The organism is Yoonia sp. R2331 (genome assembly GCF_041103235.1).
In the GTDB taxonomy this organism is placed as follows: Bacteria; Pseudomonadota; Alphaproteobacteria; order Rhodobacterales; family Rhodobacteraceae; genus CANMYO01.
The window spans coordinates 1,427,047-1,453,944 of record NZ_JBGCUN010000001.1 but is presented as its reverse complement, the minus strand read 5'-3'; the positions used below and the strand labels follow the sequence as shown (position 1 = coordinate 1,453,944).

At 58.4% G+C, this 26,898-nt stretch carries 25 protein-coding genes; 9 read left to right on the top strand and 16 right to left on the bottom strand.

Annotated features, from left to right (window positions below):
* Positions 1–13: 13 nt before the first annotated feature.
* Entirely contained in the window at positions 14–571 is a 558-nt protein-coding gene (locus AB3Y40_RS07520) for a hypothetical protein (protein WP_369438176.1), read from the bottom strand.
* Positions 572–745: 174 nt separating this feature from the next.
* Between AB3Y40_RS07520 and AB3Y40_RS07515 the strand changes: the two genes are divergently transcribed.
* Positions 746–1,075: a DMT family transporter gene (locus AB3Y40_RS07515; RefSeq protein ID WP_369438175.1), complete on the top strand. Its 330-nt coding sequence runs from the start codon at positions 746–748 to the stop codon at positions 1,073–1,075.
* Between the two features lie 69 nt (positions 1,076–1,144).
* Positions 1,145–2,965, top strand: a complete 1,821-nt coding sequence (gene typA / locus AB3Y40_RS07510) for a translational GTPase TypA (RefSeq protein WP_369438174.1) — start codon at positions 1,145–1,147, stop codon at positions 2,963–2,965.
* On the opposite strand, the gene AB3Y40_RS07505 is transcribed toward typA, so the two are convergent.
* The 4 genes from AB3Y40_RS07505 to recA form a co-directional block, all read right to left on the bottom strand.
* Positions 2,962–3,441: an MOSC domain-containing protein gene (locus tag AB3Y40_RS07505; RefSeq protein ID WP_369438173.1), complete on the bottom strand. Its 480-nt coding sequence runs from the start codon at positions 3,439–3,441 to the stop codon at positions 2,962–2,964. The genes typA and AB3Y40_RS07505 overlap by 4 nt on opposite strands.
* A complete protein-coding gene (locus AB3Y40_RS07500) occupies positions 3,438–3,728 on the bottom strand; it encodes a DUF1330 domain-containing protein (RefSeq protein WP_369438172.1) in 291 nt (96 codons plus the stop codon). Before AB3Y40_RS07500 ends, AB3Y40_RS07505 begins: the two co-directional genes overlap by 4 nt.
* Positions 3,728–6,379 carry an alanine--tRNA ligase gene (gene alaS, locus AB3Y40_RS07495; RefSeq protein WP_369438171.1) on the bottom strand — a complete coding sequence of 884 codons (2,652 nt, stop codon included), beginning with the start codon at positions 6,377–6,379 and terminating at the stop codon, positions 3,728–3,730. Before alaS ends, AB3Y40_RS07500 begins: the two co-directional genes overlap by 1 nt.
* A 171-nt stretch (positions 6,380–6,550) precedes the next feature.
* The gene (gene recA / locus AB3Y40_RS07490; protein WP_369438170.1) at positions 6,551–7,630 is read right to left on the bottom strand and encodes a recombinase RecA; all 1,080 of its coding nucleotides are present in this window, start codon (positions 7,628–7,630) and stop codon (positions 6,551–6,553) included.
* A gap of 188 nt (positions 7,631–7,818) precedes the next feature.
* On the opposite strand from recA, the gene AB3Y40_RS07485 reads away from it, so the two are divergent.
* Positions 7,819–8,424 carry a gamma-glutamyl kinase gene (locus AB3Y40_RS07485; RefSeq protein ID WP_369438169.1) on the top strand — a complete coding sequence of 202 codons (606 nt, stop codon included), beginning with the start codon at positions 7,819–7,821 and terminating at the stop codon, positions 8,422–8,424.
* On the opposite strand, the gene glpK is transcribed toward AB3Y40_RS07485, so the two are convergent.
* From glpK to glpD, 3 genes are all read right to left on the bottom strand, one after another.
* Positions 8,421–9,911 carry a glycerol kinase GlpK gene (gene glpK, locus AB3Y40_RS07480; protein WP_369438168.1) on the bottom strand — a complete coding sequence of 497 codons (1,491 nt, stop codon included), beginning with the start codon at positions 9,909–9,911 and terminating at the stop codon, positions 8,421–8,423. The genes AB3Y40_RS07485 and glpK overlap by 4 nt on opposite strands.
* Positions 9,912–9,925: 14 nt before the next feature.
* Positions 9,926–10,630 carry a DUF805 domain-containing protein gene (locus AB3Y40_RS07475; protein ID WP_369438167.1) on the bottom strand — a complete coding sequence of 235 codons (705 nt, stop codon included), beginning with the start codon at positions 10,628–10,630 and terminating at the stop codon, positions 9,926–9,928.
* Positions 10,631–10,717: 87 nt separating this feature from the next.
* Positions 10,718–12,280 carry a glycerol-3-phosphate dehydrogenase gene (gene glpD, locus AB3Y40_RS07470; protein WP_369438166.1) on the bottom strand — a complete coding sequence of 521 codons (1,563 nt, stop codon included), beginning with the start codon at positions 12,278–12,280 and terminating at the stop codon, positions 10,718–10,720.
* Positions 12,281–12,439: 159 nt separating this feature from the next.
* Here glpD and AB3Y40_RS07465 point away from each other — a divergent pair, with 159 nt between their 5' ends.
* Entirely contained in the window at positions 12,440–13,198 is a 759-nt protein-coding gene (locus AB3Y40_RS07465; protein WP_369438165.1) for a DeoR/GlpR family DNA-binding transcription regulator, read from the top strand.
* Here the strand turns inward: AB3Y40_RS07465 and AB3Y40_RS07460 are convergent.
* Positions 13,195–13,905: an RlmE family RNA methyltransferase gene (locus AB3Y40_RS07460; protein WP_369438164.1), complete on the bottom strand. Its 711-nt coding sequence runs from the start codon at positions 13,903–13,905 to the stop codon at positions 13,195–13,197. The genes AB3Y40_RS07465 and AB3Y40_RS07460 overlap by 4 nt on opposite strands.
* Before the next feature lie 68 nt (positions 13,906–13,973).
* Positions 13,974–15,086, bottom strand: coding sequence for a Ppx/GppA phosphatase family protein (locus AB3Y40_RS07455; protein ID WP_369438163.1), 1,113 nt, complete (start codon positions 15,084–15,086; stop codon positions 13,974–13,976).
* A gap of 251 nt (positions 15,087–15,337) precedes the next feature.
* Here AB3Y40_RS07455 and AB3Y40_RS07450 point away from each other — a divergent pair, with 251 nt between their 5' ends.
* The 3 genes from AB3Y40_RS07450 to AB3Y40_RS07440 are packed head-to-tail and all read left to right on the top strand — an operon-like array spanning position 15,338 to position 17,680.
* Positions 15,338–15,634 (top strand): virulence factor, encoded by a 297-nt coding sequence (locus AB3Y40_RS07450; RefSeq protein ID WP_369438162.1) that lies wholly within the window; start codon positions 15,338–15,340, stop codon positions 15,632–15,634.
* 46 nt (positions 15,635–15,680) lie between these two features.
* Positions 15,681–16,616: a methylenetetrahydrofolate reductase gene (locus tag AB3Y40_RS07445; RefSeq protein WP_459553990.1), complete on the top strand. Its 936-nt coding sequence runs from the start codon at positions 15,681–15,683 to the stop codon at positions 16,614–16,616.
* The gene (locus tag AB3Y40_RS07440) at positions 16,613–17,680 is read left to right on the top strand and encodes a methyltetrahydrofolate cobalamin methyltransferase (RefSeq protein WP_369438160.1); all 1,068 of its coding nucleotides are present in this window, start codon (positions 16,613–16,615) and stop codon (positions 17,678–17,680) included. Before AB3Y40_RS07445 ends, AB3Y40_RS07440 begins: the two co-directional genes overlap by 4 nt.
* 4 nt (positions 17,681–17,684) lie before the next feature.
* On the opposite strand, the gene AB3Y40_RS07435 is transcribed toward AB3Y40_RS07440, so the two are convergent.
* Positions 17,685–18,113 carry a hypothetical protein gene (locus AB3Y40_RS07435; protein WP_369438159.1) on the bottom strand — a complete coding sequence of 143 codons (429 nt, stop codon included), beginning with the start codon at positions 18,111–18,113 and terminating at the stop codon, positions 17,685–17,687.
* A 107-nt stretch (positions 18,114–18,220) separates the two neighbouring features.
* Here AB3Y40_RS07435 and AB3Y40_RS07430 point away from each other — a divergent pair, with 107 nt between their 5' ends.
* Entirely contained in the window at positions 18,221–18,982 is a 762-nt protein-coding gene (locus AB3Y40_RS07430; protein WP_369438158.1) for a helix-turn-helix domain-containing protein, read from the top strand.
* Positions 18,983–19,207: 225 nt separating this feature from the next.
* Here the strand turns inward: AB3Y40_RS07430 and AB3Y40_RS07425 are convergent, their stop codons facing one another.
* From AB3Y40_RS07425 to AB3Y40_RS07405, 5 genes are all read right to left on the bottom strand, one after another.
* A complete protein-coding gene (locus AB3Y40_RS07425) occupies positions 19,208–20,299 on the bottom strand; it encodes an ABC transporter ATP-binding protein (RefSeq protein ID WP_369438157.1) in 1,092 nt (363 codons plus the stop codon).
* Positions 20,300–20,325: 26 nt separating this feature from the next.
* On the bottom strand, positions 20,326–21,984 hold the full coding sequence (locus AB3Y40_RS07420; RefSeq protein WP_369438156.1) for an alpha-amylase family glycosyl hydrolase: 1,659 nt from the start codon (positions 21,982–21,984) through the stop codon (positions 20,326–20,328).
* A gap of 9 nt (positions 21,985–21,993) precedes the next feature.
* Positions 21,994–23,154, bottom strand: a complete 1,161-nt coding sequence (locus AB3Y40_RS07415; RefSeq protein ID WP_369438155.1) for a carbohydrate ABC transporter permease — start codon at positions 23,152–23,154, stop codon at positions 21,994–21,996.
* A complete protein-coding gene (locus AB3Y40_RS07410; protein WP_369438154.1) occupies positions 23,154–24,164 on the bottom strand; it encodes a carbohydrate ABC transporter permease in 1,011 nt (336 codons plus the stop codon). Before AB3Y40_RS07410 ends, AB3Y40_RS07415 begins: the two co-directional genes overlap by 1 nt.
* A 94-nt stretch (positions 24,165–24,258) precedes the next feature.
* Complete coding sequence (locus AB3Y40_RS07405; protein ID WP_369438153.1) at positions 24,259–25,617, bottom strand: ABC transporter substrate-binding protein; 1,359 nt, start codon at positions 25,615–25,617, stop codon at positions 24,259–24,261.
* A 249-nt stretch (positions 25,618–25,866) separates the two neighbouring features.
* Here AB3Y40_RS07405 and AB3Y40_RS07400 point away from each other — a divergent pair, with 249 nt between their 5' ends.
* Positions 25,867–26,895, top strand: coding sequence for a substrate-binding domain-containing protein (locus AB3Y40_RS07400; RefSeq protein WP_369438152.1), 1,029 nt, complete (start codon positions 25,867–25,869; stop codon positions 26,893–26,895).
* The last annotated feature ends 3 nt before the right edge of the window (positions 26,896–26,898 follow it).

Genomic DNA, 26,898 nt, shown 5'->3' with positions numbered 1-26,898 from the left:
TGACTCGTGGGCCCTAAAACCCGTCGTTTCCGTAAAACGCATTTTCGTACCCGCGGTTCGCCATATCCCGCCGCACAGTGTTGATCTCATTGGCGGAGGCGTTGACCGGAACCGACGGCAAGCACCTGTCGCGCATGGCGCGTGCGGCGGCGATGGTGTTGGCGGGCACATCGCTGGAGGCCGGATCAACACCGGTGTTCAGCAGATACCACGCCTCGCAAATAAAGGCCGCGCCTTCTTCTTGCCGGATCGCCGTGCCTTTCTTGAGGAAATCCGCGCCTGCATGGCTTGCCTCGTGGATGGCCGTGGCGCGCCCAAGGGCAGTGTCGAGCACACCATCCGATGCAAAGGCAAAGGCGTTCGCCCCTGAATCATATTCCGCATCACTGCCCTCGGCGGTCAGCCGGGCGGGTTCAAAATTGACCGCCACCCGCCCGTCGCGCAACGCATCGGACACCGCACGAAAGTGGCTGGGAAAGACATGCACGTGGCCTAGCCGAAAATTGATCGTCTGGACCGCGGGGCTGATCAGCAAATCGGCCAAACGGTGGCTGAGGGCCCTGCGCGGCATTGGAAGAGGAAAGCAGATACGATGGCGCCAGAACATGACGTGTCCTTTCTATGAAGGGTCAAAGGTCTCTTCGATTTGGATCTATCAATGATTGCCGCAGACTGGCATCGTCTCGTATCCGATGCGAAGTCAGGAAAGCCTGACCAGACCCCACGTCACAAACGGACATTGCCCATGACTTACCTGTATCTATTCGTCGCAGTCGCCGCCGAAACAATCGGCACCACGGCACTACAAGCCAGCCAGCAGTTCACCAAACCACTGCCCTCAATCGTGGTGGTGGTGTCATATGCACTGGCATTCTATCTGCTGTCGCTGACATTGCGCACGCTGCCGGTAGGGATCATGTATGCCATCTGGTCGGGATTGGGCATCGTACTGATCGCACTGATCGGCTACGCCGTCTTTGGTCAGAAACTTGATGGCCCAGCAATTCTGGGCATCGCACTGATCCTTGCAGGCATACTGGTGATCCACCTCTTTTCAGCGACGACGCGGCACTAGGGAAATCAGGGCTGGCCTTTGCGCGCGCCCCGCGTTATCCGCGCGGCAACTCCGCAAAAGGGCAGACCAATGGACATTCGCAATATCGCGATTATCGCACACGTTGACCACGGCAAGACCACGCTGGTGGATGAGCTTTTGAAGCAATCCGGCGTCTACCGTGAGAATGAAGCCATCACCGAACGCGCGATGGACAGCAACGATATCGAGCGTGAGCGCGGGATCACAATTCTGGCCAAGTGCACGTCAGTTGAGTGGAAGGGCAAGCGCATCAACATCGTCGACACCCCTGGCCACGCCGATTTCGGTGGCGAGGTTGAGCGGATTCTGTCGATGGTCGATGGCGTCGTACTGCTGGTGGACGCCGCCGAGGGACCAATGCCACAGACCAAATTCGTGACCTCTAAGGCGCTGGCGCTGGGGCTGCGGCCTATTGTGGTGGTCAACAAGGTCGACAAACCCGATGGAGAGCCGGATCAGGCCGTCGATAATGTCTTTGACCTGTTCGCCGCTTTGGAAGCCTCTGACGAGCAGCTCGACTTCCCTGTGATGTACGCCTCTGGCCGGTCGGGCTGGTGTGATGCGGAACTGGACGGACCGCGCGAAAACCTCGACGCGCTTTTTGATCTGATCGTCGATCACGTGCCGACGCCCAAGCAGATCGCACGCAAGGACGAACCGTTCCAGATGCTTGCAACGACCCTGTCGGCGGACCCGTTCATTGGTCGCATTCTAACCGGACGAGTGGAGTCTGGGACTTTGAAAGCAGGTGACACGATCAAGGCGCTCAGCCGCACCGGCGACAAGATCGAACAATTTCGCGTCTCGAAAATCCTCGCGTTCCGGGGCTTGGGTCAGCAGCCGATTGAACTGGCCGAGGCAGGCGACATCGTGACCGTCGCCGGTATGGCCAAGGCGACCGTGGCTGACACGCTGTGTGACCCCGCGATCGACATTCCCCTGCCCGCCCAACCGATTGACCCGCCGACAATCACCGTGACCTTTGGCATCAACGACAGCCCGCTGGCAGGCAAGGACGGCAAGAAAGTGCAGTCCCGCGTTATCCGCGACCGGTTGATGAAAGAGGCCGAGGTCAATGTCGCGATCAAAATCGCCGACACACCGGGCGGTGACGCTTTTGAGGTGTCCGGCCGCGGTGAATTGCAGATGGGTGTCCTGATTGAAAACATGCGCCGTGAAGGGTTTGAGCTGTCGATCTCGCGCCCACAGGTGATTTTCCGTGAGGAGAACGGCCAGCGCATGGAACCGGTCGAGGAAGTCACGATCGACGTGGACGACGAATACACCGGCGTTGTCGTGGAAAAACTGACCGGCCCCCGCAAGGGCGAGCTGACCGAGATGAAGCCCGCTGGCGCAGGCAAAACACGGATCATTGCCCATGTCCCCTCGCGCGGGTTGATCGGCTATCACGGCGAGTTCCTGACCGACACGCGCGGTTCTGGCGTATTGAACCGCATTTTCCACGGCTGGACGGCCTATAAGGGTTCTATTCAGGGCCGTCGCCAAGGCGTTCTGATTTCGATGGAAAATGGTGCTTCTGTCGCATTTGCGCTGTGGAACCTTGAAGAGCGCGGCAAGATGTTCATCGGCGCGCAAGAAGCGGTTTATACCGGCATGATTATTGGCGAGCACAGCCGCGACAACGATCTGGAAGTAAATCCGCTGAAGGGCAAAAAGCTGACCAACGTCCGCGCATCCGGCACGGACGAAGCTGTGCGTCTGACGCCACCGGTCACCATGTCACTGGAACAGGCGATTGCCTATATCGACGATGATGAATTGGTCGAAGTGACGCCCAATGCGATCCGCCTGCGCAAGCGTTACCTTGATCCGCATGAGCGCAAGCGTCAGGCACGCGCTGCCAGCTAACCTGCTGCGATGACGGTAACCGGGGCGCCCAACTTGATGTGCCCCGGTGTGACGACAGATGCATACCAACCGCCGTGCCCGCGCATTGCGTTGTAGCCGCCGGGCCCAAGCACCTCTTCCATCCGCGAACACGGCGGGCAAGGCCCCGTTACATGCAAGATGGCATCGCCGATCCGCAGGTTTGCCTTGCGCAAAGCATAAAGGTTGATGCCCGAGATCATCAGGTTCCGGCGCAGGTCTGTTGGCTCAACGCCCCCGAGACCTGCCAACGTGGCGATCACCGGTATATGTTCGGCCTGAATCAACGTCACTGCGCGTTTGTCCGCGCTGGCATGATCGCCCGCCAGTCCATCAGCCGTGATTTCCGCGTGATCCGGTGTCAGGACGGCGCCGCGCCGTTCTGGCCGCAGGCCGATCCAGTCAAGGCGTCCGTCTTGTGCGTGACGCCCCATCATTTCGGCCAGTTGGCCCTTCATTCGGCCTCTTCAATGATGCTCAACTCGCGTTCGGCTGCCCCTTTGGCGTGGCTGAGCGCCTCTTGGTACGCATCCGAATAATAGCAATCATGGGCGGCCTGCAACGACGGGAACCGTGCGACCACATTGCGAGGACGATCCGGCCCCTCAAGCTGCTCATAAGCCCCGCCACGGGCAAGGAATTGCCCGCCATGGGCTGCAATGGCCCCGGTGGCAAGCTCGGCATAACGGCCATAGGCCTCTGCGTCGGTGACTTTCACATGTGCAATCCACAGTGCTGTCGGCATCAGATCCCCTCCAGATAGGTCTTTGCGGCAGCAATCGCTTCATCGGCCTTGTCCGCTGACGCACCACCGCCCTGCGCCATATCGGGCCGCCCGCCACCACCTTTGCCGCCCAACAGCGGTACTGCTGCGCGCAGGACATCGACCGCCGACACCTTGTTCGTCAAGTCAGTAGTCACACCTGCTGCAACGGCCGCTTTGCCGCCCGCATCGGCAATCAACAGGACCACGCCGCTGCCAATCTTTTCCTTGAATTGATCAACCAACGCCGGCAGGTCCTTACCGGTGACGCCTTGCATGACCTGGCCCATAAAGCACATGCCATTCACGTCCTCTTGGGTGGGCCCCGCGTCGCCAGCGCCGCCCATTGCCAGATCACGACGCAATTGTGCGACTTCGTTGGTCAGCGCCTTACGTTCATCCATCAATGATCTAACCCGGTCGGCAACCTCTGAAGTGGGGGTTTTGAGCGCGGCTGCCACATCGGCCAACTGCCGATCCTGCGTCCGCAGATAATCAAGGGCCGCCTGCCCGGTCAGCGCCTCGAACCGGCGCACGCCCGCGCTGGACGCGCTGTCACCCAGCGCGACAAAGGCACCAATCTCACCCAAGCGCTTTACATGCGTGCCGCCGCACAATTCGACCGAATAGGTCTGGCCGTCCGTCCCTTTGCCCGATCCTTCGGCCACACCCATTGAAACAACGCGCACCTCGTCGCCATATTTCTCACCAAAAAGCGCCTGGGCCCCCAGCGCGCGGGCGTCATCAGGTGCCATGATCCGGGTTTCCACCGCGCCGTTTTGGCGGATCAGCGCGTTTACTTCGCGTTCGACCTTCTCAATCTCATCCGCGTGCAGCGCTGTTTGATGGCTGAAGTCAAACCGCAGGCGGTCCGGCGCGTTCAGCGATCCGCGCTGCACCACGTGATCACCAAGCGTGCTCCGCAGTGCCTCGTTCAACAGGTGCGTGGCCGAGTGGTTCGCCTGAATGTCGCCACGGCGCGTCGGATCAACGCGCAGTTCTGCGCCTTGCCCCATCTTGATCTCACCTTCAGTCACCTGCGCGACATGCACGAAGACCCCGGCCACTTTGCGGGTGTCGGTCACAGTGGCCCGGCCCGTTTCGGTCACGATCTCGCCTGCGTCACCCACCTGACCGCCGCTTTCGGCATAGAACGGTGACTGGTTCAACGCGATTTGCACTTCGCCCTTGGCCGTGTCCGCCAATGCGCCGTCCACCAGCAAGGCCACGATTTGACCTTCTGCCGTGGTCGTCTCGTAGCCCAGGAAATCGGTGACGCCCTTGTCGTCGGCCACTTCGAACCAGACCGCAGCATCCGCTTCGCCGCCTGCACCGGACCATGCCGCGCGCGCTTTAGCCTTCTGTTCCTCCATCGCCGCGTCAAAGCCGGGCGTATCCACCCCACGACCTTTTTCGCGCAACGCATCCTGCGTCAGATCAAGCGGAAAGCCGTAAGTGTCGTAGAGTTTGAACGCCGTCTCGCCCGGCAGGTCTGCGCCCTCGGGTACATCAACCAAAGCATCGTCCAAAAGCTTTAAACCGCGATCAAGGGTCTGCTTAAAACGGACCTCTTCGTTCAACAATGTCTCTTCAATCAACCGCTGACCCTGACCCAACTCTGGATAGGCGGCCCCCATCTGTTGCACCAGCGCGGGCACCAGCTTGTGCATCACCGGGTCTTTGGCGCCCAGCAGATGTGCATGGCGCATCGCGCGGCGCATGATCCGGCGCAGCACATAACCGCGGCCCTCGTTGGAGGGCAGCACACCTTCGGCAATCAAGAAAGAGGTTGATCGCAAGTGGTCGGCAATCACCCGGTGATGTACATTGCCATCCCCAAATGGATCGGTGCTGGTCACATGACCAGACGCCTCAATCAGCGCTTTGAAAAGGTCCGTATCATAGTTGTCATGGCTGCCCTGCAACAGGGCTGCAATCCGCTCGAGCCCCATGCCGGTGTCAATCGACTGCATGTCGAGCGCCTTCATCGAGCCGTCTTCGAATTGCTCATTTTGCATGAAGACCACGTTCCAAATCTCGATAAAGCGGTCGCCATCTTCTTCCGGCGATCCCGGCGGGCCGCCCCAGATATGATCACCGTGATCGTAGAAAATCTCGGTACAGGGTCCGCAGGGACCGGTCGGCCCCATCTGCCAGAAATTGTCAGAGGTCGCGATGCGGATGATCCGGTCTTCCGGCACGCCCATCTTTTTCCAGATTTCGAACGCTTCGTCATCGGTGTGATAAACGGTGGTCAAAAGCCGCGATGCATCAACACCTAATTCCTTTGTCACCAACTCCCAGGCGAAGGGGATCGCTTCTGATTTGAAGTAATCACCAAAAGAGAAATTCCCCAACATCTCGAAAAACGTGTGGTGCCGCGCGGTATAACCGACGTTGTCGAGATCGTTGTGCTTACCTCCGGCCCGGACGCATTTCTGTGCTGTTGTGGCCCGATCATAGGCCCCCGCTTCAACGCCCGTGAACCGGTTCTTGAATTGCACCATCCCAGAGTTTGTGAACATCAACGTGGGATCGTTGCGCGGCACCAGCGGACTGGAGGCGACAACCTCGTGCCCTTGGCGTTTGAAATAATCCAGAAAGGTGGATCGAATGTCAGCAAGGCTTGTCATGGGTATTCCAGGGCATAAAAACTGCGGTTCGTTCCAGATAGCCCCCCGCCCCGTTACTGTCCACCGGGCACGAAAAAAGGGTGCAGGCTTTGCCGCACCCTTTTCCCGGATATTGTCCCCGCGCATTCGGCGCGGGCCAGGCGTTTCAGGTGTCGCCCCGCACCAACTTGATCAGCTTTCGACCAGATCGTCGTCTTCAGTCGGATCGTCATCCATCAAATCAAAATCCAGACCATGGGCAGCCCTGATCTTGTCCTCGATCTCAAGCGCCACTGACGGGTTTTCCCGCAGGAACAGTTTGGAGTTTTCACGCCCCTGCCCGATCCGCTCATCACCATAGCTGAACCACGCGCCGGACTTTTCGACCACACCGGCTTTGACGCCCAGGTCCAAAAGCTCGCCATTCTTAGAGATGCCTTCGCCATACATGATGTCGAATTCCACCTGTTTGAACGGCGGTGCGACCTTGTTTTTGACAACTTTCACACGGGTCGCGTTGCCGACAACCTCGTCCCGGTCCTTGATCGCGCCAATACGGCGGATGTCCAGACGGACAGAGGCGTAGAATTTCAGCGCGTTACCACCGGTCGTAGTTTCGGGGCTGCCAAACATCACGCCAATCTTCATCCTGATCTGGTTGATGAAGATCACCATGCAGCCAGACCGGTTGATGGAACCGGTCAGCTTGCGCATTGCCTGGCTCATCAGGCGGGCATGCACACCGACACTGCTGTCGCCCATGTCGCCCTCAAGCTCTGACTTTGGTGTTAGGGCCGCAACCGAATCGACGATGACCATGTTGACGGCGCCAGACCGCACCAGCGTATCCACAATCTCAAGCGCTTGTTCACCAGTGTCGGGCTGCGAAATCAGCAACTCATCAAGGTTCACACCCAACTTTTTTGCATAAGTCGGGTCCAGCGCATGTTCAGCATCGACAAAGGCGCAAACGCCGCCCTTTTTCTGCTCTTCCGCGATGGCGTGCAGGGTCAACGTCGTCTTACCCGACGATTCCGGCCCGTAAATTTCGATAATCCGCCCCTTGGGCAGGCCGCCAATTCCAAGCGCGATATCAAGCCCCAGTGATCCGGTGCTTGTCGCTTCGATGTCGGGCATCTTGTTTTCACCGCCTAGGGTCATGATCGACCCCTTGCCGAACTGCCGTTCGATCTGGGCCAGCGCGGAATCCAGCGCCTTTTGCTTATCAGCGGTTTTCTTGTCAGTCATTTTGAGGAGTTCTGCCGTTGCCATTCTGGTCCTGTCCTTATGTCACGCCCCTGTCAGGGCGGCAATCATGCTCGGTGTTCTTCTTGTGTTCTCATTTCTCTATGAGACCAAAAGAAGAACATTTCAACTAAAATCGACATCAATGAGCCTAGCGAAAAGGTGGTTAAAAAAGGATTGATGACGTAGAGTGGCGGCAGAAGAAGAGACAAAGGATGCGTGAAGTGCTTGTTTTCAGGAAAGAAAAATTGGTCTTTCTAGCGATGCCAAAAACCGGCACCACAGCACTGGAAGGTGCCTTGGCGCCGCGGGCTTCGATGGTGATCCGCGAGCCTGCCGATCTTAAGCATGCACCGTGCTATCGGTATCAGCGATTCATCCTGCCACTGTTAAAGACCGCCAACATTCATGACCTTGAGGTCATGACCCTGATCCGCAACCCCGTGGACTGGCTCAGTTCCTGGTTTCGATACCGGTGTCGCGATGCACTGATCGGGCATCCCAATTCGACGCGCGAGGTGTCGTTTGACGCCTTTGTCCAGGAATACTGCAAGGGAAAGCCGGCACCTTTTGCCAATGTCGGATCTCAGGCGAAGTTTCTGCGCGACACGGATGGGAACCAAAGTGTCGACCACCTTTTTCGCTACGAGGCTCAGGACAGTTTGATGGCATTCCTGAAGGATCGATTCGGGGACTTTCCCGCGCCCAAAAAGCTCAACGTTTCCCCTGATTTTCAGGTGAATTTAAGCCCCAAAACTCTTGATAAACTTCATAGAAAACGCGCTGCGGAATTTGAAGCCTGGGAAGCCGCGCAGCACTAACGCACAGATAACGTCCGACTGATTGCATCCTTCCACCCGGCATAGCGCCGGTCGCGGGTCGCATCATCCATCTGGGCCTTAAACCGTTGGTCAAGCGCCCATTCTTGCGCAAAACCTGCCTGATCGGGATAGATCCCTGCGCGCATCCCTGCCAGCCACGCCGCCCCCAGAGCTGTCGTTTCCAACACGGTCGGGCGATCAACGGGCGAGCCTAAAATGTCAGACAGGAACTGCATCGCCCAATCACTGGCACTCATCCCGCCGTCGACACGTAAAACCTGCGCATTATCAGCATCTTGCCAGTCGCTTTTCATCGCCTCTAGCAGATCACGTGTCTGAAACCCGACGCTTTCCAGCGCCGCGCGGGCAAACTCTTCCGGTCCGGAATTGCGGGTCAGACCGTAGATAGCGCCGCGCGCGTTGGCGTCCCAATAGGGCGCGCCCAGACCGGTAAATGCGGGCACCAGATACAGCTCTTGCGCAGGATCAGCCTTTTCCGCGAGGGGATGCGTGTCCGCCGCTTTCGCGATGATCCCCAAGCCATCGCGCAGCCATTGCACCACGGCCCCTGCAATGAAAATCGAGCCTTCTAGCGCATAAGTGGGCTTGCCGTCGAATTGATAGGCGATTGTGCCCAGCAGACGCTTTTGGCTTTCGACCAGAGTTTCGCCCGTGTTCAACAGTGCAAAACAACCCGTGCCATAGGTCGATTTCAACATGCCCGGTGCAAAACACGCCTGCCCGATTGTTGCGGCCTGCTGATCGCCGGCAACGCCCAGAATTGGCAACTCCTCACCGAAATATTCTTTGGCCGTCATCCCGAAATCCGACGCGCAATCAAGCACTTCTGGCAACATCTTCATCGGAATCCCGTATTTGGCACAAATCGTTTCGTCCCAGACGCCATCACGAATGTTATAAAGCATCGTGCGCGCGGCGTTGGTCGCGTCGGTGACATGTCGCGCACCGTTGGTGAGCCGCCAAATGAGATAGCAATCGACAGTCCCGAACAGAAGATCCCCTGCCTCTGCCGCAGCCTTTGCGCCGTCCACGTTTTCAAGCAGCCACTTGAGCTTTGTGCCCGAAAAATAGGGATCAAGCAGCAACCCCGTGCGATGCGTTATCTCAGCCTCGAATCCGTCAGCCTTGAGCGCCTCGCACATCTCGGCTGTGCGCCTGTCCTGCCAAACAATCGCATTGTGGATGGCTTTGCCGGTGTTGCGATCCCAGACGATGGTGGTTTCGCGCTGGTTGGTGATGCCGATGGCACTGATGTCAGCTGCCGTCAGGCCCGCCATTGCGATGGCCCCTTGGGACGTGGCCAGGGTTGAAGTCCACAAATCCTCGACCACATGTTCGACCCACCCCGACTGCGGGAAGTGTTGGTCAAATTCCTGCTGAGCAGTCGCTTTTATCTTCATCGCACCGTCAAAAATGATGCCGCGGCTCGAGGTCGTTCCCTGATCAATGGCAAGGATATGGGTCATGAGGTCGGGTTCCTTTATCCGAAACGGTTTGGTCCGGGTGTGCCACGCGTGCAGAAAAACACCAGAATGACAATGGTATAGACGAGAAAGCCAATCCCAAAGAGGCCTGCAAGGGCCAGGAATGACCCAGCCGGTTCAGCGTCGAGTGGCACATCCGCATACATGGAAAACCCAAGCGCGACTGTAGCAAAAAGCACAATATAGAACCCACCAATCCACCAGCCGCTGCGATTTACGTCGTGCAACCTGCGCCAGGATACGGCGAGCGTCGGCAGCAAAAGGACCAGTGACGCAATTGAATTGAGCGGTGAAAAATCGCCAGTCGCGCCAAGAATGAACCCGTCAACGAAACCGGTGACAAATCCGATCAGAAACTGCCAAAGGACGAAATACCAGTACTCTGACCGGCTCGCGCGGCCCGAGAAGGTCGCGTATTTACTGAAACACACCTTCAGCGCCTCGGCAAAGCCGCGCGCGGGTGCACCAACATAAAGACCATCATGCCCGACGACCCCGCCTGACGCGGCTGCGCCGATCGGCGGTGGCCCGTCTTGAAAGTCAAAGTGGCGCGCTGCGGGTTCCCAAACCGGCAGGTTTTCGTTCCATACCAGCGTGTGGCCAGCGATTGTACCGCTTCGGATCAGCCCTTCGATTTGCGACATCGAAAAAGGTCCGCGACTATCGCCGCCGTCAACATAGTGCCATTGCTCTGTCGTCATTGCTGCCGTCCTGCGGTTGTCATTGCCGGCATGCTGTCAAAGCCGCCCACTGGGGGCAACACCCCGCGAAGAACTCTGTTTGATCTGTCACGCGACTGCCATGGGGGCAGTCTTGGACATGAATTGATCAAGAGCAGCGATCTGTTTTTGCGTCATCCGCAGGCCAAGTTTGCTGCGCCGCCAAACCACATCCGCCGCAGCACGTGCATATTCATGGGTCATGAGCCAGCGCACTTCAGCCTCGGTCAGCGTCGCACCAAAGTCGCGGCCCAGATCGGCTGCCGTTTCCGAGTCGCCCAGCATCACACGGGCATCGGTGCCATAGGCGCGGATCAAGCGCTTTGCCCATCGGTCGTCCAGAAAGGCAAAGTCGCTGCGCAGTGCGGCAATTTCCTTGTCGACATCGCCCACGGGAAAATCGCCGCCGGGCAAGGCCACACCTGCCGTCCACGGGCCCGTCCCGCCGACGAGTGGGGCCAGCTTGGCCATGACGTTTTCGGCCAGCTTGCGGTATGTCGTGATCTTGCCACCAAAAATACTCAGCAAGGGTGCGCCGGTGTCATCCAGCGACAGCACATAATCGCGCGTCGCTGCCGTCGCTGATTTGGCCCCGTCGTCATAAAGCGGGCGGACACCGGAATAGGTCCAGACAACATCATCACGCGACACGGGTTTTTCAAAATACTGGCTGGCAAAGGCGCACAGATAGTCCTGCTCTGCCTCTGTTGCGATTGGCGTTCGGTGCAGATCATCATGTTCTGCATCTGTGGTGCCGATCAGGGTAAAATCAGTCTCGTAAGGGATCGCAAAGATGATCCGGCCATCTTCGCCTTGGAAAAAGTAGCACTTGTCGTGGTCATAGAGTTTCTTGGTGACGATATGGCTGCCGCGCACCAGCCTGATCCCTTCAGAAGTGTTCAACCGCACCGTGTTGCGCACGATGTTCTCAACCCACGGGCCGCCCGCGTTGACTAAGGCGCGCGCAGTGAAGCTTTGCACACCGTCAGGCCCCTCAACCGTCACAACCCAATGATCTGCGCCGCGCCGCGCCGCGGTCACCTTGGTCCGCACCATAATCTTCGCGCCGCGCAACTCTGCATCGCGGGCGTTAAGCACAACAAGTCGCGAATCCTCGATCCAGCAGTCAGAATACTCGTAGGCCTGCGCAAATTTCTGCTTCAGCGGCTGGCCAAGCGGGTCTTTTGTCAGGTCGACCGTGCGCGTGCCGGGTAGAATTTTGCGCCCCCCAAGATTGTCGTACATGAATAACCCCAATCGGATCAGCCAGGCCGGTCTGCGGCCTTTCATCCAAGGCATCACCAGCGACAAGAGCCGCGAGGTTGGCGTTTCATTTTCGAACCGCATGTCCTTGTGGTACGGCAAGACAAAACGCATCGGCCATGAGATATGCGGCATCGCCGACAACAGCACTTCCCGCTCGATCAGCGCCTTGCGAACAAGCCCGAACTCAAAGAACTCCAGATAGCGCAACCCGCCGTGGAACAGCTTGGTCGAGGTAGAAGAGGTCGCCGAGGCCAGGTCATTCATTTCGGCAAGCGCGACACGCAGGCCCCGCCCTTGCGCATCACGCGCCACGCCGACACCATTGATGCCGCCGCCGATGACAAACAGGTCAAAATCTGTAGACATTTACGAACCTCGTTGCTGTGCCTGTGCTGTAGCATCGGGCACCATGCCCGCAAGGGTATATCGCCAACCGGTTCGCTTTACTCACAACGAACATCAATTTCTTGCGATTAAGCGGCGCAATAGCTTTCTATGTATTCGCTTATGACCTAAAGCGAACACATGAACTCAACCGAGCGACACTCTGCAATTCTCTCAACCGCGCGCCGCCAAGGCAAGGTGCAGGCCACAACGTTGGCCGAACAGCTTGGCGTCGCCGTTCAAACCCTGCGCCGCGATCTGCGCAGTCTTTGCGCCGCTGGTTTTCTGGAACGTGTGCACGGCGGGGCCGTTTTGCCGTCGGGCGTGCGCAACATCGGCTATGATGACCGGCGTGGCGTGAACCGAACCGCAAAACTGCGTATCGCGCGTGCGACAGCCGCACTGATCCCCGACAATGCGTCACTATTCCTCAATATCGGCACCACGACCGAAGCCGTAGCTCGCGCGCTGCGACACCACCAGAATCTGATGGTGGTCACCAATAACCTCAACGTGGCCAATATCCTGGCCGACGCGCCCAGTTGCGAGGTGATCGTGGCCGGTGGCCGGTTACGCCGCGCAGACGGCGGGTTGGTCGGTGACCTGGCGGCCTTGGCAATTGCGCGGTTTCAGGTGGATTTCGCGATCATTGGCGCCTCTGCCATTGCTGCGGACGGGCATCTACTAGACTTTGATCCGGAAGAGGTGCGCGTCAGCCAGCAAATCCTTACGGCGGCGCGTCAATCCATTGTCGTGGCCGATGCGGGCAAGTTTGCGCGCAAGGCGCCAGTTCGGATTGGATCACTGTTAGAGGTCGATCATTTTGTCACCGACCGCCTGCCATCAGAAAGGTTGGCGCAAGCGTTGCTGGATGCTGGCACCAAGGTGCAACTGGCCTAGCCTTTGAAACCACGCGCCACGACAAACTTTTCCGAACTGTCGGACCGCGATGATGGAGGTTTGACATTGGCGACAGAGGTGAAACGGGTCTTGAGCAGCTTTTGCAACTCGCCCTCGGCCCCGCCCGCGAGCACCTTGGCGACAAAGGTACCGCCCTCTTCCAGCACATCAAAGGCGAAGTAGGCCGCCGCCTCACACAGCGCGATGATCCGCAAATGGTCTGTCTGTTTGTGGCCTGACGCACTGGCCGCCATGTCAGACATCACAACATCCGCCGGACCATCCAGCCAAGCCATCACCTGCTTGTCGGCGTCGTCTTCCATAAAGTCCAACTGATGCACTTCCGCCCCTGCAATTGGTTCAACCTCTTGCAGGTCGACCCCCAGCACCCGGCCCACGGCCTTGCCCTGTCGCTCTCCCAGCGCGTTCACCCGCCGGACAGCGACCTGACACCAGCCACCGGGCGCACAGCCCAGATCGACTACCCGCGCGCCGGGGACCAGAAACCGGTACTTCTCGTCCAGCTCCAAAATCTTGAACGCAGCGCGCCCACGGTACCCTTCAGCCTTGGCGCGCTTGACGTAAGGGTCGTTCAACTGCCGCTGCAACCACCGGGTCGAGGATGTCGTGCGCCCGCGCGCGGATTTGACCTTGACCGTCAAATCCCGCTGGCCGCGTCCCGAAGTGTTCTTACCTGACTTTTTCATGGTCTTTCTTTTGAATAAAAATATGCACACGCGGCACCGGCCACCCATGCGCACATAAGGGCATCTGGTTAGTAGGGTGCGTCTTCCAGCACCCCATCTGCCGACATTTGTGCATAAAGCAACCCCTCTCGCAGCCCGCGATCCGCGACAGACAGCCGATCCGTGGGCCAAAGCCGCATCAGCGCCTGCAAAATGGCCGCCCCCGACATGATCAGCGCTTGCCGATCCTTGCCAATCCGTGGATCGCTCCGCCGTCCTTGTGGACCGAGCGTCAGATAGTTGCGGATCACCGTATCAATCTGGTCGGAGGTCATGCGCAACCCATCCACCTTGGTTCGGTCATAACGCTTTAGGCCCAGATGGCTGGCAGCAACGGTGGTCACTGTGCCACTGGTGCCGACAATCTGAAACCCGTCGCGCCCCTGCTGTTCGGTGGACGGCGCAAATTCACTCAGGTTTTCCTCAAAGAACCACGACATCAGCGCAAAGCGGGCTGCGTCATCCTCGACGTCTGAAAACTGATCGCGCAGCGTTGCCACGCCTAACGGCACCGAAATCCAGTCGACCACCTTGGCCGCAGCAAACGGACCCGGATCAGACCTGAACCCGGCATGCAACCGCATGATGGCACGAGGCCGTTCGCGCGCAGGCACATGGGCCAGATCAATCCAGACTAGCTCTGTTGATCCACCGCCGATATCCACCACCAGCAACTGCTCTGTCTTGGTGCTGACCAGCGGCGCACAAGAGATCACTGCCAGCCGCGCCTCTTCCTCTGGCTTGATGATCTCCAGCTTCATGCCGGTCTCGCGCCGGACCTGCGCAACAAAAGCATCGCCGTTCTTAGCCCTGCGACACGCCTCTGTTGCGACCAGCCGCATCCGGGTGACCCCATGGCGATCCAGCTTTTGGCGACAAATCCGCATCGCCGAAATCGTCCGGTTCATCGAGGCACGCGACAACTTGCCGGTGCTTTCCAACCCTTGACCAAGCTGCACTGATTTTGAGAATGAATCCAGCACGTGAAACTGACTGCCCTTCGGCTGGGCAATCAGCATTCGACAACTGTTTGTCCCCAGATCAAGCGCCGCATAAAGCGTGGCCGGATCCGGAGGCTGTGGCGCGGGGGTATCGACCGCTTTGGGGAACGCGCCCGCACCAAAGGGACGCTTGGGCGCCATCTTCACGCCCTCCATTTTCGAGTTACCTTTAACGTAGGCGCTTGGCCGCCACCGCGCAAGCGCCCAGAGCGGCGGGCGATGAATGAAGCTCAATTTCTCTATGAAACGAATGGTGCCAAGGGACACTGGCGGCCCCGCACCGCACGCGGCATAACAACATCGTCGCCCAAGGGTTCTGGCATGTCGAAAATCGGCATTTAGGCGCCGGGCGCGGTGTTACACCGGGGCAAACCAAGGGGTCGGAGGATTCGATGGCAGATGTCACAATAGTTTACTGGCGCGATATGCCCGCGCAGGTGATCGTCGGCAAAGGTCGGCGCGGCACCAAACTGCCCCTACCAGAGCGGTTTGAACAGGCGATTGACCGGGCCGCGATGAAGTCGGGAGCCGCTGAATCCGACGCTTACCTTGAAGGGTTCCGCAAGGCAGACCCATATGCGGTTGACGGGGGTGACGCCGATGTGGCTGCCGCCGAGGTCGCTCGCATTGATGCTGAATACGATCTGGACCGGATCAAACAACTGATTGCCAACAATGGCTGGGCCTGAATCCCTGCCCTTCCCCCAGCGCCTGAAGGAGACTGTCGTGTCACTTATGCCGTTCCTCAAGAAAAAAGACGCCGCCCCTTCGGTCGATGTGAACCCGCAGGTCGTTGATTTCCTGAAAGACTACTCGATCGAGGTGATGCCTCGCACTGCCGAAAAGATCGTGGATTTCCAGTCACTTCTGCCGAAAGGTACGCGTGTCTATATCGCCCATATCGAGGGCACACCGATTGATGACATGGTGGCGACGGCAAAACGCCTGAACGCCGACGGCTACCCGGTCATGCCGCATTTCCCTGCGCGCATCATTAAGGACAAGGCGACACTGGCCGACTGGATCGCCCGCTATCAGGGCGAGGCGGACGTCAAACAGGCGCTGCTGCTGGCAGGGGGCGTGACAAACCCGCATGGCGATTTTCACAGCTCTATGCAGCTTTTGGAAACCGGGCTTTTTGGCGAGGCGGGGTTCACAAACCTACACGTCGCTGGCCACCCCGAGGGCAACAAGGACATCGACCCTGACGGCTCATTGACCAACGTCAATGATGCGTTGCGCTGGAAACAGGCGTTCAACGACACGTCTGACGCCGAGATGGCACTGGCCACGCAATTTGCCTTCAACGCGCAACCGATCATCAAATGGGCCGACGAGCTAAAGGCCAACGGCATCATGCTGCCCATTCACATCGGCATCGCGGGCCCTGCCAAGTTACAAACACTGATCAAATTCGCGATTGCCTGCGGCGTCGGTCCTTCACTCAAGGTGCTGCAAAAGCGCGCGATGGACGTCACCAAGCTGCTGCTGCCCTATGAGCCGACAGAAGTCGTCACGGAGTTGGCCGCACACAAGGCAGTAAACCCAGATTTCAACATCACCAACGTCCACTTCTTCCCGCTGGGCGGCATCAAGACCAATGCAAAGTGGGCCATTGCCCAAGGCGGCGAAAACACCACGCCTGCCAACCCCAACAAGGAACCCGCATGACCCGCACGATTGTCGAATCCAAAACAAAAACCGCCATCATCGGCTTTGATCAGCCATTCTGCGTGATTGGCGAGCGGATCAATCCCACGGGCCGCAAAATCTTGGCCGAAGAGCTTGAGCGCGGCGATTTCAGCCGGGTTGAAGCGGATGCATTGGCACAGACTGCCGCGGGTGCCACGGTGCTCGACATCAACTCTGGCGCTGTATTTTCAAACAAGATGGCCGAAGACCCGCGCTATGCCGACAACAACTTTGTCGAGCCACCCTTGATGATGGAAATGGTTAAGCGTGTGCAGGCCATTGTTGACACACCGCTTTGCATTGACAGTTCCGTGCCTGGCGCGCTGGAAAACGGACTTGAAGCTGCCGAGGGCCGCCCGCTCCTAAACTCTGTCACCGGCGAAGAAGAGCGGCTGGAACTGGTCCTGCCACTGGTCAAGAAGTACAATGTGCCCGTTGTCGCGATTTCGAACGACGACACGGGTATCTCTGAAGACCCTGACGTGCGCTTTGCTGTCGCCAAAAAGATCGTGGAACGGGCGGCTGACTTTGGCATCCCCGCCCATGACATCGTCGTTGACCCACTGGTCATGCCGATTGGTGCGATGGGCACTGCTGGTCTGCAGGTCTTCACGCTTGTGCGTCGCTTGCGCGAAGAGCTGGGCGTGAACACGACCTGTGGCGCATCGAATATCTCGTTCGGGCTGCCCAACCGCCACGGCATCAATAACGCTTTCCTGCCGATGGCCATGACCGCGGGCATGACGTCTGCAATCATGAACCCCGTCGCCCTGCCCGTCGGCCCCAAGAAACTGGCCGAGAAAAAGGCCGAAGTGGAAGCCGCTGGCATCATCTTGCCCGAAGGGATGGATGATGAGGCGTTTGTGCAGATGTTCGGCATGGGCTCTACCAAGCCGCGCGCCGGTAAGGAAATGGAAGCCATTCGCGCCGCCAACTTCCTGACCGACAATGACCCGTCGGGGGGCGAATGGATTAAGTTCAATCGCGCGCCCGTGAAAGAGGGCGAAGGCCGCGCCCGCACCGGACGCCGCCGCCGCGCCTAAGACTTCAGGCCGGGTTGGCCACGGCTGACCCGGCATTGCGCACCGATGCCAGCATCAGCGCCAGGAATGAGAGGTTCAGCACTGCGTTGAACGGAGCACCGGCCAAAATGGAACAGGTGCTGTCGACGGCAAACCAGCTCCAGGCGGTGATCTTGACCACTTTGGCGGCGGCCACGGGTGCCTCGCCTGCGACATAGGTGCCAACGGCCCAAATCGACATGCCGATACCCACCGTCAAGCCACCAGAGATTGCAAGCAGAACCCCGACCGGCACCACCTGCCCTGCCGGGACACTTGCCATCGGCCAATATGCCAGTTGCAGGAATATGTGTGCCACGGCATGCAACGGTGCCAGTACGGACAACCCGAAAAGCACCCCTATCACGGCCACAATCAATCCATTGCGCCGCATTCCGATTTGAAGTCCCGTCATCTTCTTTCTCCTGTGATGTATCGCGACAGGCATGACATGGGCCGGATCATCAAAACAATTACCTTGCAGGTAAGTGCAATCCCGCGTCGGGCTGTTATTCTGCGCGGATGAACACTTTTTCCGCCCTTCTGCGCGATTGGCGCAAGACCCGCCGCTACAGCCAACTTGACCTCGCGATGGCGGCAGACGTCTCTGCCCGGCACTTGTCGTTTCTGGAAACCGGTCGGTCCCGGCCCAGCGTTGGTATGATTCAGCGCTTGGGCGAGGTGCTGCAACTGCCCCTTGATGCACAGAACCGTTTGCTGACGGCCGCAGGATTTGCGCCCCGCTATGCCGCCACTCCGCTGGATGCCGCGGAAATGGCACCGGTCACCCAAGCTGTGCGATGGATGCTGGACCGGCACGCCCCCTACCCTGCGCTTGCGCTGGATCAGCTCTGGAATGTGCAAATGATGAATGCGCCCGCGCGGCTGCTCTTTGCCCCTTTCGACCTGACCGAAGGCGGCAGCCTGCTGGAGTTGACGACCAGCCCGTTGATGCCGCGAGTGGTCGAGAACTGGCCGGAAGTGGCCTATCACAGCGCCGTGCGATTGCGCGCTGAAAGTGCTGCCGCTGGTGGAATCGCAGTATTGGATGCGGCGGCAGATAGGCTTGCCCAAGACGCGGACCCTGGGATCACCATATCTGGCCCGACGATCCCGACGATTTTTCGCATGGGCGATCAGCGCCTGAGCCTGTTCGGCACAATCGCGCAGTTCAGCACCGCGGCAGATGAAACCCTTTCGGACTTGCGGATCGAATTGTTCTTTCCCGCCGACGACGACACCGGCGCGGTATTGCAGCAACTGGCCGGTGACGCATGTGACTAGCCAGAATTGACAAAACTGGCTGTATTCCAACCCTGCGGCAAATGGCTGTTCATGCGACTCTGCACCGCCAACTAGACCGACAAATTAGTTGCACCCTGATTGCGAAGGTGGTCCGTGGCGGTAGGGCAGGTGTTTGCCAGCGACGGGCACTTCATCATCTCGTGCAACAAAGGCCCGACGCTTTTTTGTTCAAAGAGGGTTCGCCCCCCGAAACAGTTTTCAGCGTTACCGGTAGTATAGCGATTGCCCATTGTGGAATATCTGAACCTTCTCCGGTGCCGCCGCCATCCGCACTGATTTGCCACGCAGATCAGCATGGATACCCGGTAACTTACCGATCACTGCGTCGTTTTCGCCAACCTTGTCGAAGTACAGCAACGTCACTTCACCCAAAGCTTCGGTGATGTTGACCTTGCCTTCAAAAGCGTAGTCGTCGCCGCTGGTTTCCAGCATATCTTCCGGCCGGATGCCAATGTTGACCCGCATCCCCTTGTCTGCGTCCTGTGTTGGCACGGCAGAGGCAACGGTGCCGCCACCATCCAGCTTGACGGTTGTCTGTGCGCCTGTGCCGACCACTTCGCCCGCCAACAGGTTCATCGCGGGTGAGCCGATGAATTGCGCCACAAACTCATTCTCGGGACGTTCATAAAGCTCGAGTGGTGTGCCGACCTGTGCGATGCCTTTGTTGGCCAGTACAACGATCCGGCTGGCAAGTGTCATCGCTTCGACCTGGTCGTGGGTCACGTAGATCATCGTGCTTTCAGGCATCGATTCCTTAAGCTGCGCAATCTCAATCCGGGTCGCGACGCGCAAGGCCGCATCGAGGTTCGAAAGCGGTTCGTCAAACAGATAGACCTTGGGATCGCGGACGATCGAACGGCCAATCGCCACACGCTGGCGCTGACCACCGGACAACGCTTTGGGCAGGCGGTCGAGGTATTCGTCCAACTGCAGAATTGTTGCCGCACGGTTCACCGCCTCGTCGATCTCAGCCTGCGACTTTTTCGCCAGTTTCAGCGCGAACGACATATTGTCGCGCACCGTCATATGCGGATAAAGCGCGTAAGACTGGAACACCATCGCAATGCCGCGCTGTGCGGGTGGCACATCATTCACGACGGTGCCGTCGATTTGCAGTTCACCGCCGGTGATCTTTTCCAGCCCCGCGATCATCCGCAACAGCGTGGACTTGCCGCAACCCGAAGGGCCGACAAAGACGATCAATTCGCCCTGTTTGATATCCAGATTGATGTTCTTTAGCACATCAACCGTTCCGCCATAGGTCTTGGCAACATCTGTCAGTTTAAGATCGGCCATCGGTCCCTCCCGTTAATGCGTCGCGCTTAGGCGCGTTTGACCGCAAGGCATACCTGCCACGGTCCTAAGTGTAATTTCCCGTCAGCCGAGACATGGGCGCTGCCCAATTCCTCGCCCACCGGATGCCAGTCGCCCTGTGGCAACGCAAAGTCGCTGGGGCTGTCGCTGATGTTGAATGCGCAGAATATGGTCTGCGCGTCGGTCTTGCGGGTGAAATAGACCACATCACCCTTTGCCTTGATCCCGTTCTGATCGCCTGACTGCAGCGCCGGATGGGCGCGGCGAAAAGCAATGGCCTTGCGGTAGTGATGCAGCAGCGCACCTGGGTCATCCTCTTGTGCGGCCGCCGACAGGTGCAGATGCTCGGACGACACCGGCAGCCAAGTCCGGGCGGCTTGCGAGAATCCACCGTTCAGATTGCTTTGTTCCCAGACCATCGGCGTGCGGCAACCGTCGCGGCCCTTGAATTTCGGCCAAAACTCGATCCCGTAGGGGTCTTGCAGATCTTCAAAGGCCACGTCCGCCTCTGCCAGTCCCAGCTCTTCCCCTTGGTAGATACAGGCCGAACCGCGCCAGCACATCATCAGCGTAGTCATCAGCCGCAAACCTGCGTGGTCAAACCCCCAGCGGGTCGCATGCCGCTTGGTGTCATGGTTGGAATAGGCCCAGCACGGCCAACCGTCTGCCGCAACCCGGTCAACCCGGTCCATCACTTCAACGATCTGTGCGGCATTGGGGGCGTCGTTGGCCAGAAACTCAAATGCATAGCACATGTGCATCAGATCATCGCCAGCCGTATACTCGCCCATGATCTCAAGCCCGCGCTGGGCATCACCCACCTCACCTACGGCTGCCGCGCCGAAAGGTTCCAACACCGCGCGCAGCTTGCGCAGAAAGTTCAGGTTCTCGGGCTGGTTCTTGTCGTAGAGGTGTTCCTGATGGTTGTAGGGATTCACCTGCGGCGCAATGGTCGCATTGCGGCGCTCTGGCGCCAGCGGCGGGTTGTCACGCAATTGCGCATCGTGGACGTAGAAGTTGATCGTATCCAGCCGGAATCCATCAACCCCCCGGTTCAACCAGAACCGCGCCACATTCAGCAGCGCGTCCTGTACTGCATCACAGTGGAAATTCAGATCAGGCTGGCTGGCCAGAAAGTTATGCAGGAAATACTGCTGGCGCTCGCCATTCCACTGCCAGGCCGGTCCGCCAAAGATCGACAGCCAGTTGTTGGGCGGGCTGCCATCTGGCTTGGGATCGGCCCAGACGTACCAATCGGCCTTGGCATTGGTCTTGTCCTGACGGCTTTCGGCAAACCAAGGATGCTTGTCCGAGGTGTGGCTAAGCACCAGATCAATCATCACCCGCACACCCAGGGCATGCGCAGTTTCCACCACCGCATCAAAGTCCGCCAGATTGCCGAACATTGGATCGACGTCGCAATAGTCGCTGACATCGTATCCAAAGTCCTTCATCGGCGAAGTGAAGAACGGGCTGATCCAGATCGCATCGACCCCAAGGCTGGCGATATAGGGCAACCGCTGCACAATGCCGCCAAGATCACCGATCCCGTCGCCATTGCTGTCCTGAAAGCTGCGCGGATAGATCTGGTAGATCACCGCGCCCCGCCACCAGTCGGGGTTCGCTGTGTTGTCGATGGTCAAAGCTGTGCCGGATTGCACGTTCATAGTCTTTCCCTATTTCACCGACCCGGCCAACAGGCCGCGGACAAGGTATCGTTGCATGGTGAAGAAGACAGCCAGCGGAACCGCGATAGACACGAAGGCCGATGTGGCAAGGATTTCCCAGTCACCACCGCGAGTGCCCAAAAGCTCGACCAGCTGTTTTGTCATCACCGTGGTCTGACCAGAGCTGTCGATCAGGAACACAAGCGCCACCAGCAGGTCGTTCCACGTCCACAGGAACTGGAAGATTGCAAAGGACGCCAAGGCCGGGAACGACAGCGGAAGGATAATCTTGGTGAAGATCTGGAAATCTGTCGCCCCGTCGACCTTGGCGTTTTCGATAATATCCCGCGGCAGCCCGACCATGTAGTTGCGTAACAAATAGATGGCCAAGGGTAACCCGAAACCGGTATGCGCCAGCCAAACGCCCAAATAGCCCTTACCAATGCCGACAGCATTGTGCAGCGACAACAGCGGGATCAGCGCCAATTGCAGTGGCACGACCAAAAGGCCTACGACCGCCGCAATCAACAAGGCGCGCCCCGGAAAATCCATCCACGCCAGCGCATAGGCGGCAAAGGCCGCAATCAGGATCGGAATGATTGTTGCCGGGATCACCACCGTCAGCGTATTGAAAAACGCTTTTGCCATGCCCTCGGCATTTTCCGGGTTGAACAGCACAAATCCGTAATTGTCCAAAGTGAAATTCGGCGGAACAGTCGCCGTGATAAACATCCGCTGGGCGCGCCCGCTGATCTGTTCATCGTTGCCTTGCCAGACATAGGACCCGTCATCATTCAGCGTCAGAACCTCGCCGTCACCCAGATCAGCCGTGTCACCGGCCTGATAGGCATCCAGCGCTCGCGAAGACGTGCCCCAGCTGTCGATAGGCAGCGGATCGCCAAGGCCTTCGGCAAACACGTTGCCCTCGACCACAAAGACACCATTGCCTGCATCGACCCGCGCGTCATCGGGATCAAGCGCCCGGATTTGCAGGGTCTGCTCCGCGGGGAACAGAGATGCCCACCAACCGGAAGAGGTGATCTGATCACCTGTCCGGAAAGACGAGACAAACAGGCCGAGCGTCGGGAAGATCCACAGGAACACCAGCAGGATCACTGAAATGTTCAATGCCCAGACGACAGCGGGTTTATTGCCAGCCATATTTTCCATCAGCGCATCTCCTTGCGGGCGTTCTGAACGTTCCAGTACAGGATCGGGGTGACCATCAGCATGATGATCATCGCTGCTGCCGACCCCATGCCCCAGTCATTGGCGCGGAACAGCTTGTCATACATGTAGTTGGCCAGCACCTGCGTTTCCCACTGGCCGTTGGTCATCGCGAACACGATGTCAAAGACCTTGAGCGTGGCAATCGTGATCGTGGTCCAGACCACAACAATGGTCGACATGATCTGCGGAATCTTGATCTTGAAGAAAATCTGGAACGGGTTCGCTCCGTCTACAATGGCGGCTTCAACCGTTTCTTCGGGGATGCCGCGCAGCGCGGCCGACAAGATCACCATGGCAAAACCGGTCTGGATCCAGATCAGCACCACCATCAGGAAAAAGTTGTTCCAAAGCGGAATTGTCAGCCATTGCTGTGGCTCAGTTCCGCCGAAATAATTGAGGTAGAGGTGGTTCAGCACACCGATCTGGGCCACGTCTTCGGGGCGCGCCTCGTAGACCAGCTTGAAGATTACCGATGCACCCACAAGGCTGATCGCCATCGGCATGAAGATGATCGACTTGGCAATGCTGCCCCAGCGCAGACGGTCCGTCAGCTGTGCAACCAGCAACCCAAACGCGGTTGAGGCGGCAGGCACCACGATCAGCCAAAGAATGTTGTTCAGCATCGCCTCGCGGAACTTTGGCTCTCCGAACATGCGCGTGTAGTTGTCAAAGCCGACAAAGGCATATTGGTTGCCTGGCAGCCGCTCTAGAAAGCTGAGCCGCAGCGTGGCGAAGACCGGATAGGCAAGATAAAGCCCAAGCGCGAAAATCGCAGGAAAGAGGAAGAGCCAAGGCCGGATTTGGTTGGCGCGGTTGATATTGCGCCCGGCATTCGGCCCCTTGGCCGGAAACAACACCTTATCGAGAAAGACGTTTGCGCCGTAAAAGTATCCGATACACCCGCCGACACCAATGGCAACGGTCACGAGTCCCAGCAATGCAGGATGCATATCCATCTCCCCCCAGATTTGTTGGTCGCGTTGACCTCTATGAGGTCAGATTGGACGGCGCAGATCAACCTGCGCCGTCCGGAAGTTGGCTGAATTACTTCAGGCCATCCCAGCTGTTCTGAATGGCATCTGCCACATCCTGCGCCGACGCACCGCCGACATAGTCGACCATACCGGTCCAGAATGTGCCGGCGCCAACAGCGCCCGGCATCAGGTCGGAGCCGTCAAAGCGGAATGTTGTTGCGTTCTGCAGGATTTCACCCTGACCACGCAGCGTTGCGTCCGCATAGGCGTCCAGGTTCACACCGGTGTGCGGCGTCAAGAAACCGGTCTGCGCCATCATGACTTCGTGGGCCAGCGGAAGCTGGAAGAATTCCATCAGCTCCATTGTCGCTTCGGACTCGTTAGTCACAGCCATCAGCGTGCCGCCACCCAGAACCGGGTTGCCAAGGTCTTCGCTCGCGAAGGCCGGGAAGTAGAAGAAGTCGGCATCAACACCGATTTCAACACCTTCTGGCATGAAGGCCGGAATGAACGACGCCTGCTTATGCATGAAGCACTGAGGCGGCGACGAGAACAGACCAGCGGGGCTGTCGCGGAAGTCGGTTGTCCCAACTGCTGCAGCTCCACCCGACACCATGTCATCGTTCTTCGCGAACATGCCGAAGGTTTCGATGGCGTTCACAACCTTGGGGTCGTTGAACTTCAGCTCGTTTGCGACCCAGGCGTCATAGTCTTCTGGCGACTGTGTGCGCAGCATGATGTCTTCGACCCAGTCAGTTGCGGGCCAACCCGTGGCCGGACCGGATCCCAGACCGATACACCACGGTGTGTCACCGTTTGCGATCATCTCTTCGCTCAGCGCGATCAGGTCTTCCATCGACTCAGGCAACTCATAGCCCGCGTCTTCGAAGTTCTCAGGCACGTACCACACCAGCGACTTCACGTTGACGTTGTAGAAGAAGCCATAGAACTGATCATTGCCTTCGGCGTCGCCATAAGTGCCCAGGTCAACCCAGGACTGACCAGCAGCATAGTTGTCGCCAACCCATGCGGCCATGTCGCCACCCAATGGGGCCAGCAGGCCTTGCGACGCCATGTCAGACGCCAGACCCGGCTGCGGGAATACAGCGATGTTGGGCGGGCTGCCTGCTTCGGCGTCAATCACGATCTGCTGCTCAAAACCGTCGGACCCCGTGTAGGTCACGTCTGCGCCGGTTGCTTCTTCGAAGTATGCCAGAACGCTGGAAAAGATTTCGTCCTCCGGGCTCAGCCAAGGGCCAAACACGGTGACAGACTGACCGCTCAGGTCGGGGGCATTGGCTGCGTAGGCTTCATAGCTGTCCCAGCTGAACACGCCCTCACCGGGTGTGAATACAAGATGGCCATCAGCCATTGCCGGACCCGCCAGCAAAGCAGCCGCAGCAACACCTGCATAAAGTTTCGTTTTCATAAGTATCCTCCCATTCGCGCGTTCGCCGCGCCACGTAACGTTCCTTCACGCGATGGAATCAATCCAAAGCGCTTTGAGGTGATGCCAACGTCATGCATCTGATCGCACAAGTCAACCGAATAAAGCGATTGCGCTATGATCTATTCAGCACTCAAAAACCAAGCCAAAGTCTCGCATTGCAGCAAAATATGACACCTAAATCGATTTTGGCACTTGAGATTCACAGCGCTTTGGGTGACTTTGCCCACCATGAACTTGAAAGAGCTATCATCGCAACTGGGCCTGAGCCAAACGACCGTAAGCCGCGCGTTGAACGGCTACCCTGAGGTTTCGGAAAGCACGCGGCAGCGTGTGATGGCGGCTGCAGAGCAATTTCACTACGCCCCCAGTACCCGCGCGAAGGGGCTGGCCACTGGCAAGGCGCTGGCCATAGGTCACGTGATACCGACGACCAAAAGCCACGAGATGGTCAACCCGATCTTTGCCGACTTCATTGCCGGCGCGGGCGAAGAATACGCCCGCCAGGGATACGAGATGATCCTGTCAGTCCTAAACAATGATGAGGATGAACACCGGGTCTACCAAAACCTCAAATCGCGTCGTGCGGTCGATGGGGTCGTGGTCCACGCCCCGAAAATGGATGATCCCCGGATACCGTTGCTCAAAGATCTTGATCTGCCGTTTGTTGTGCATGGCCGCGCCAGCGGTGTGTCCCTGCCCTATTCATGGCTCGACGTGAACAATCGCTCGGCCTTTCATCGGGCCACCGGCTTTCTTTACGATCTCGGCCATCGGCGCATGGCGCTTTTGAATGGCAATGAACAAATGGACTTCGCGATGCGGCGGCGGCGCGGCTTTGTTGACGCACTGACCGACAGAGGCATCACTGCTGACCCTACCCTGATGCATGCAGACGAGATGACAGAAGACTTCGGCTATCTGACAACGCGCGAAATGCTGGCACAAGACGCCCCGCCCACCGCAATCCTGACATCCTCGATGATCATCGCATTAGGCGTCCGACGCGCGGTCGAAGAATCGGGCCTGAAGATGGGGCGCGATGTGTCGATCATAACTCACGATGACCGGCTGTCTTATCTCCGCAATGGCGGCGACGTTCCGATTTTCACCGCCACCCGGTCGTCTGTTCGGGATGCGGGACGTCAACTGGCGGCCATGCTCTTGCAGATTATTGCCGAACCCGACAAAAACCCGATGCAAACGCTGCTCGAGGCTGAACTGACGGTGGGACAATCCACCGGCCCTGCACCACGCTAAGGA

Bases quoted from the DNA above. Each gene is read 5' to 3' on its own strand.
- AB3Y40_RS07405 (WP_369438153.1), bottom strand. From the start codon at position 25,617: ATGAAAACGAAACTTTATGCAGGTGTTGCTGCGGCTGCTTTGCTGGCG.
- AB3Y40_RS07425 (WP_369438157.1), bottom strand. From the start codon at position 20,299: ATGGCCGATCTTAAACTGACAGATGTTGCCAAGACCTATGGCGGAACG.
- AB3Y40_RS07515 (WP_369438175.1), top strand. From the start codon at position 746: ATGACTTACCTGTATCTATTCGTCGCAGTCGCCGCCGAAACAATCGGC.
- typA (WP_369438174.1), top strand. From the start codon at position 1,145: ATGGACATTCGCAATATCGCGATTATCGCACACGTTGACCACGGCAAG.
- AB3Y40_RS07430 (WP_369438158.1), top strand. From the start codon at position 18,221: ATGAACACTTTTTCCGCCCTTCTGCGCGATTGGCGCAAGACCCGCCGC.
- AB3Y40_RS07415 (WP_369438155.1), bottom strand. From the start codon at position 23,154: ATGGAAAATATGGCTGGCAATAAACCCGCTGTCGTCTGGGCATTGAAC.
- recA (WP_369438170.1), bottom strand. From the start codon at position 7,630: ATGGCAACGGCAGAACTCCTCAAAATGACTGACAAGAAAACCGCTGAT.
- AB3Y40_RS07475 (WP_369438167.1), bottom strand. From the start codon at position 10,630: ATGACGACAGAGCAATGGCACTATGTTGACGGCGGCGATAGTCGCGGA.
- AB3Y40_RS07500 (WP_369438172.1), bottom strand. From the start codon at position 3,728: ATGCCGACAGCACTGTGGATTGCACATGTGAAAGTCACCGACGCAGAG.
- AB3Y40_RS07505 (WP_369438173.1), bottom strand. From the start codon at position 3,441: ATGAAGGGCCAACTGGCCGAAATGATGGGGCGTCACGCACAAGACGGA.
- AB3Y40_RS07420 (WP_369438156.1), bottom strand. From the start codon at position 21,984: ATGAACGTGCAATCCGGCACAGCTTTGACCATCGACAACACAGCGAAC.
- AB3Y40_RS07520 (WP_369438176.1), bottom strand. From the start codon at position 571: ATGCCGCGCAGGGCCCTCAGCCACCGTTTGGCCGATTTGCTGATCAGC.
- AB3Y40_RS07435 (WP_369438159.1), bottom strand. From the start codon at position 18,113: ATGACGGGACTTCAAATCGGAATGCGGCGCAATGGATTGATTGTGGCC.
- AB3Y40_RS07455 (WP_369438163.1), bottom strand. From the start codon at position 15,086: ATGGCGCCCAAGCGTCCCTTTGGTGCGGGCGCGTTCCCCAAAGCGGTC.
- AB3Y40_RS07400 (WP_369438152.1), top strand. From the start codon at position 25,867: ATGAACTTGAAAGAGCTATCATCGCAACTGGGCCTGAGCCAAACGACC.
- glpD (WP_369438166.1), bottom strand. From the start codon at position 12,280: ATGTCTACAGATTTTGACCTGTTTGTCATCGGCGGCGGCATCAATGGT.
- AB3Y40_RS07445 (WP_459553990.1), top strand. From the start codon at position 15,681: ATGCCGTTCCTCAAGAAAAAAGACGCCGCCCCTTCGGTCGATGTGAAC.
- alaS (WP_369438171.1), bottom strand. From the start codon at position 6,379: ATGACAAGCCTTGCTGACATTCGATCCACCTTTCTGGATTATTTCAAA.
- AB3Y40_RS07440 (WP_369438160.1), top strand. From the start codon at position 16,613: ATGACCCGCACGATTGTCGAATCCAAAACAAAAACCGCCATCATCGGC.
- AB3Y40_RS07450 (WP_369438162.1), top strand. From the start codon at position 15,338: ATGGCAGATGTCACAATAGTTTACTGGCGCGATATGCCCGCGCAGGTG.
- glpK (WP_369438168.1), bottom strand. From the start codon at position 9,911: ATGACCCATATCCTTGCCATTGATCAGGGAACGACCTCGAGCCGCGGC.
- AB3Y40_RS07410 (WP_369438154.1), bottom strand. From the start codon at position 24,164: ATGCATCCTGCATTGCTGGGACTCGTGACCGTTGCCATTGGTGTCGGC.
- AB3Y40_RS07465 (WP_369438165.1), top strand. From the start codon at position 12,440: ATGAACTCAACCGAGCGACACTCTGCAATTCTCTCAACCGCGCGCCGC.
- AB3Y40_RS07460 (WP_369438164.1), bottom strand. From the start codon at position 13,905: ATGAAAAAGTCAGGTAAGAACACTTCGGGACGCGGCCAGCGGGATTTG.
- AB3Y40_RS07485 (WP_369438169.1), top strand. From the start codon at position 7,819: ATGCGTGAAGTGCTTGTTTTCAGGAAAGAAAAATTGGTCTTTCTAGCG.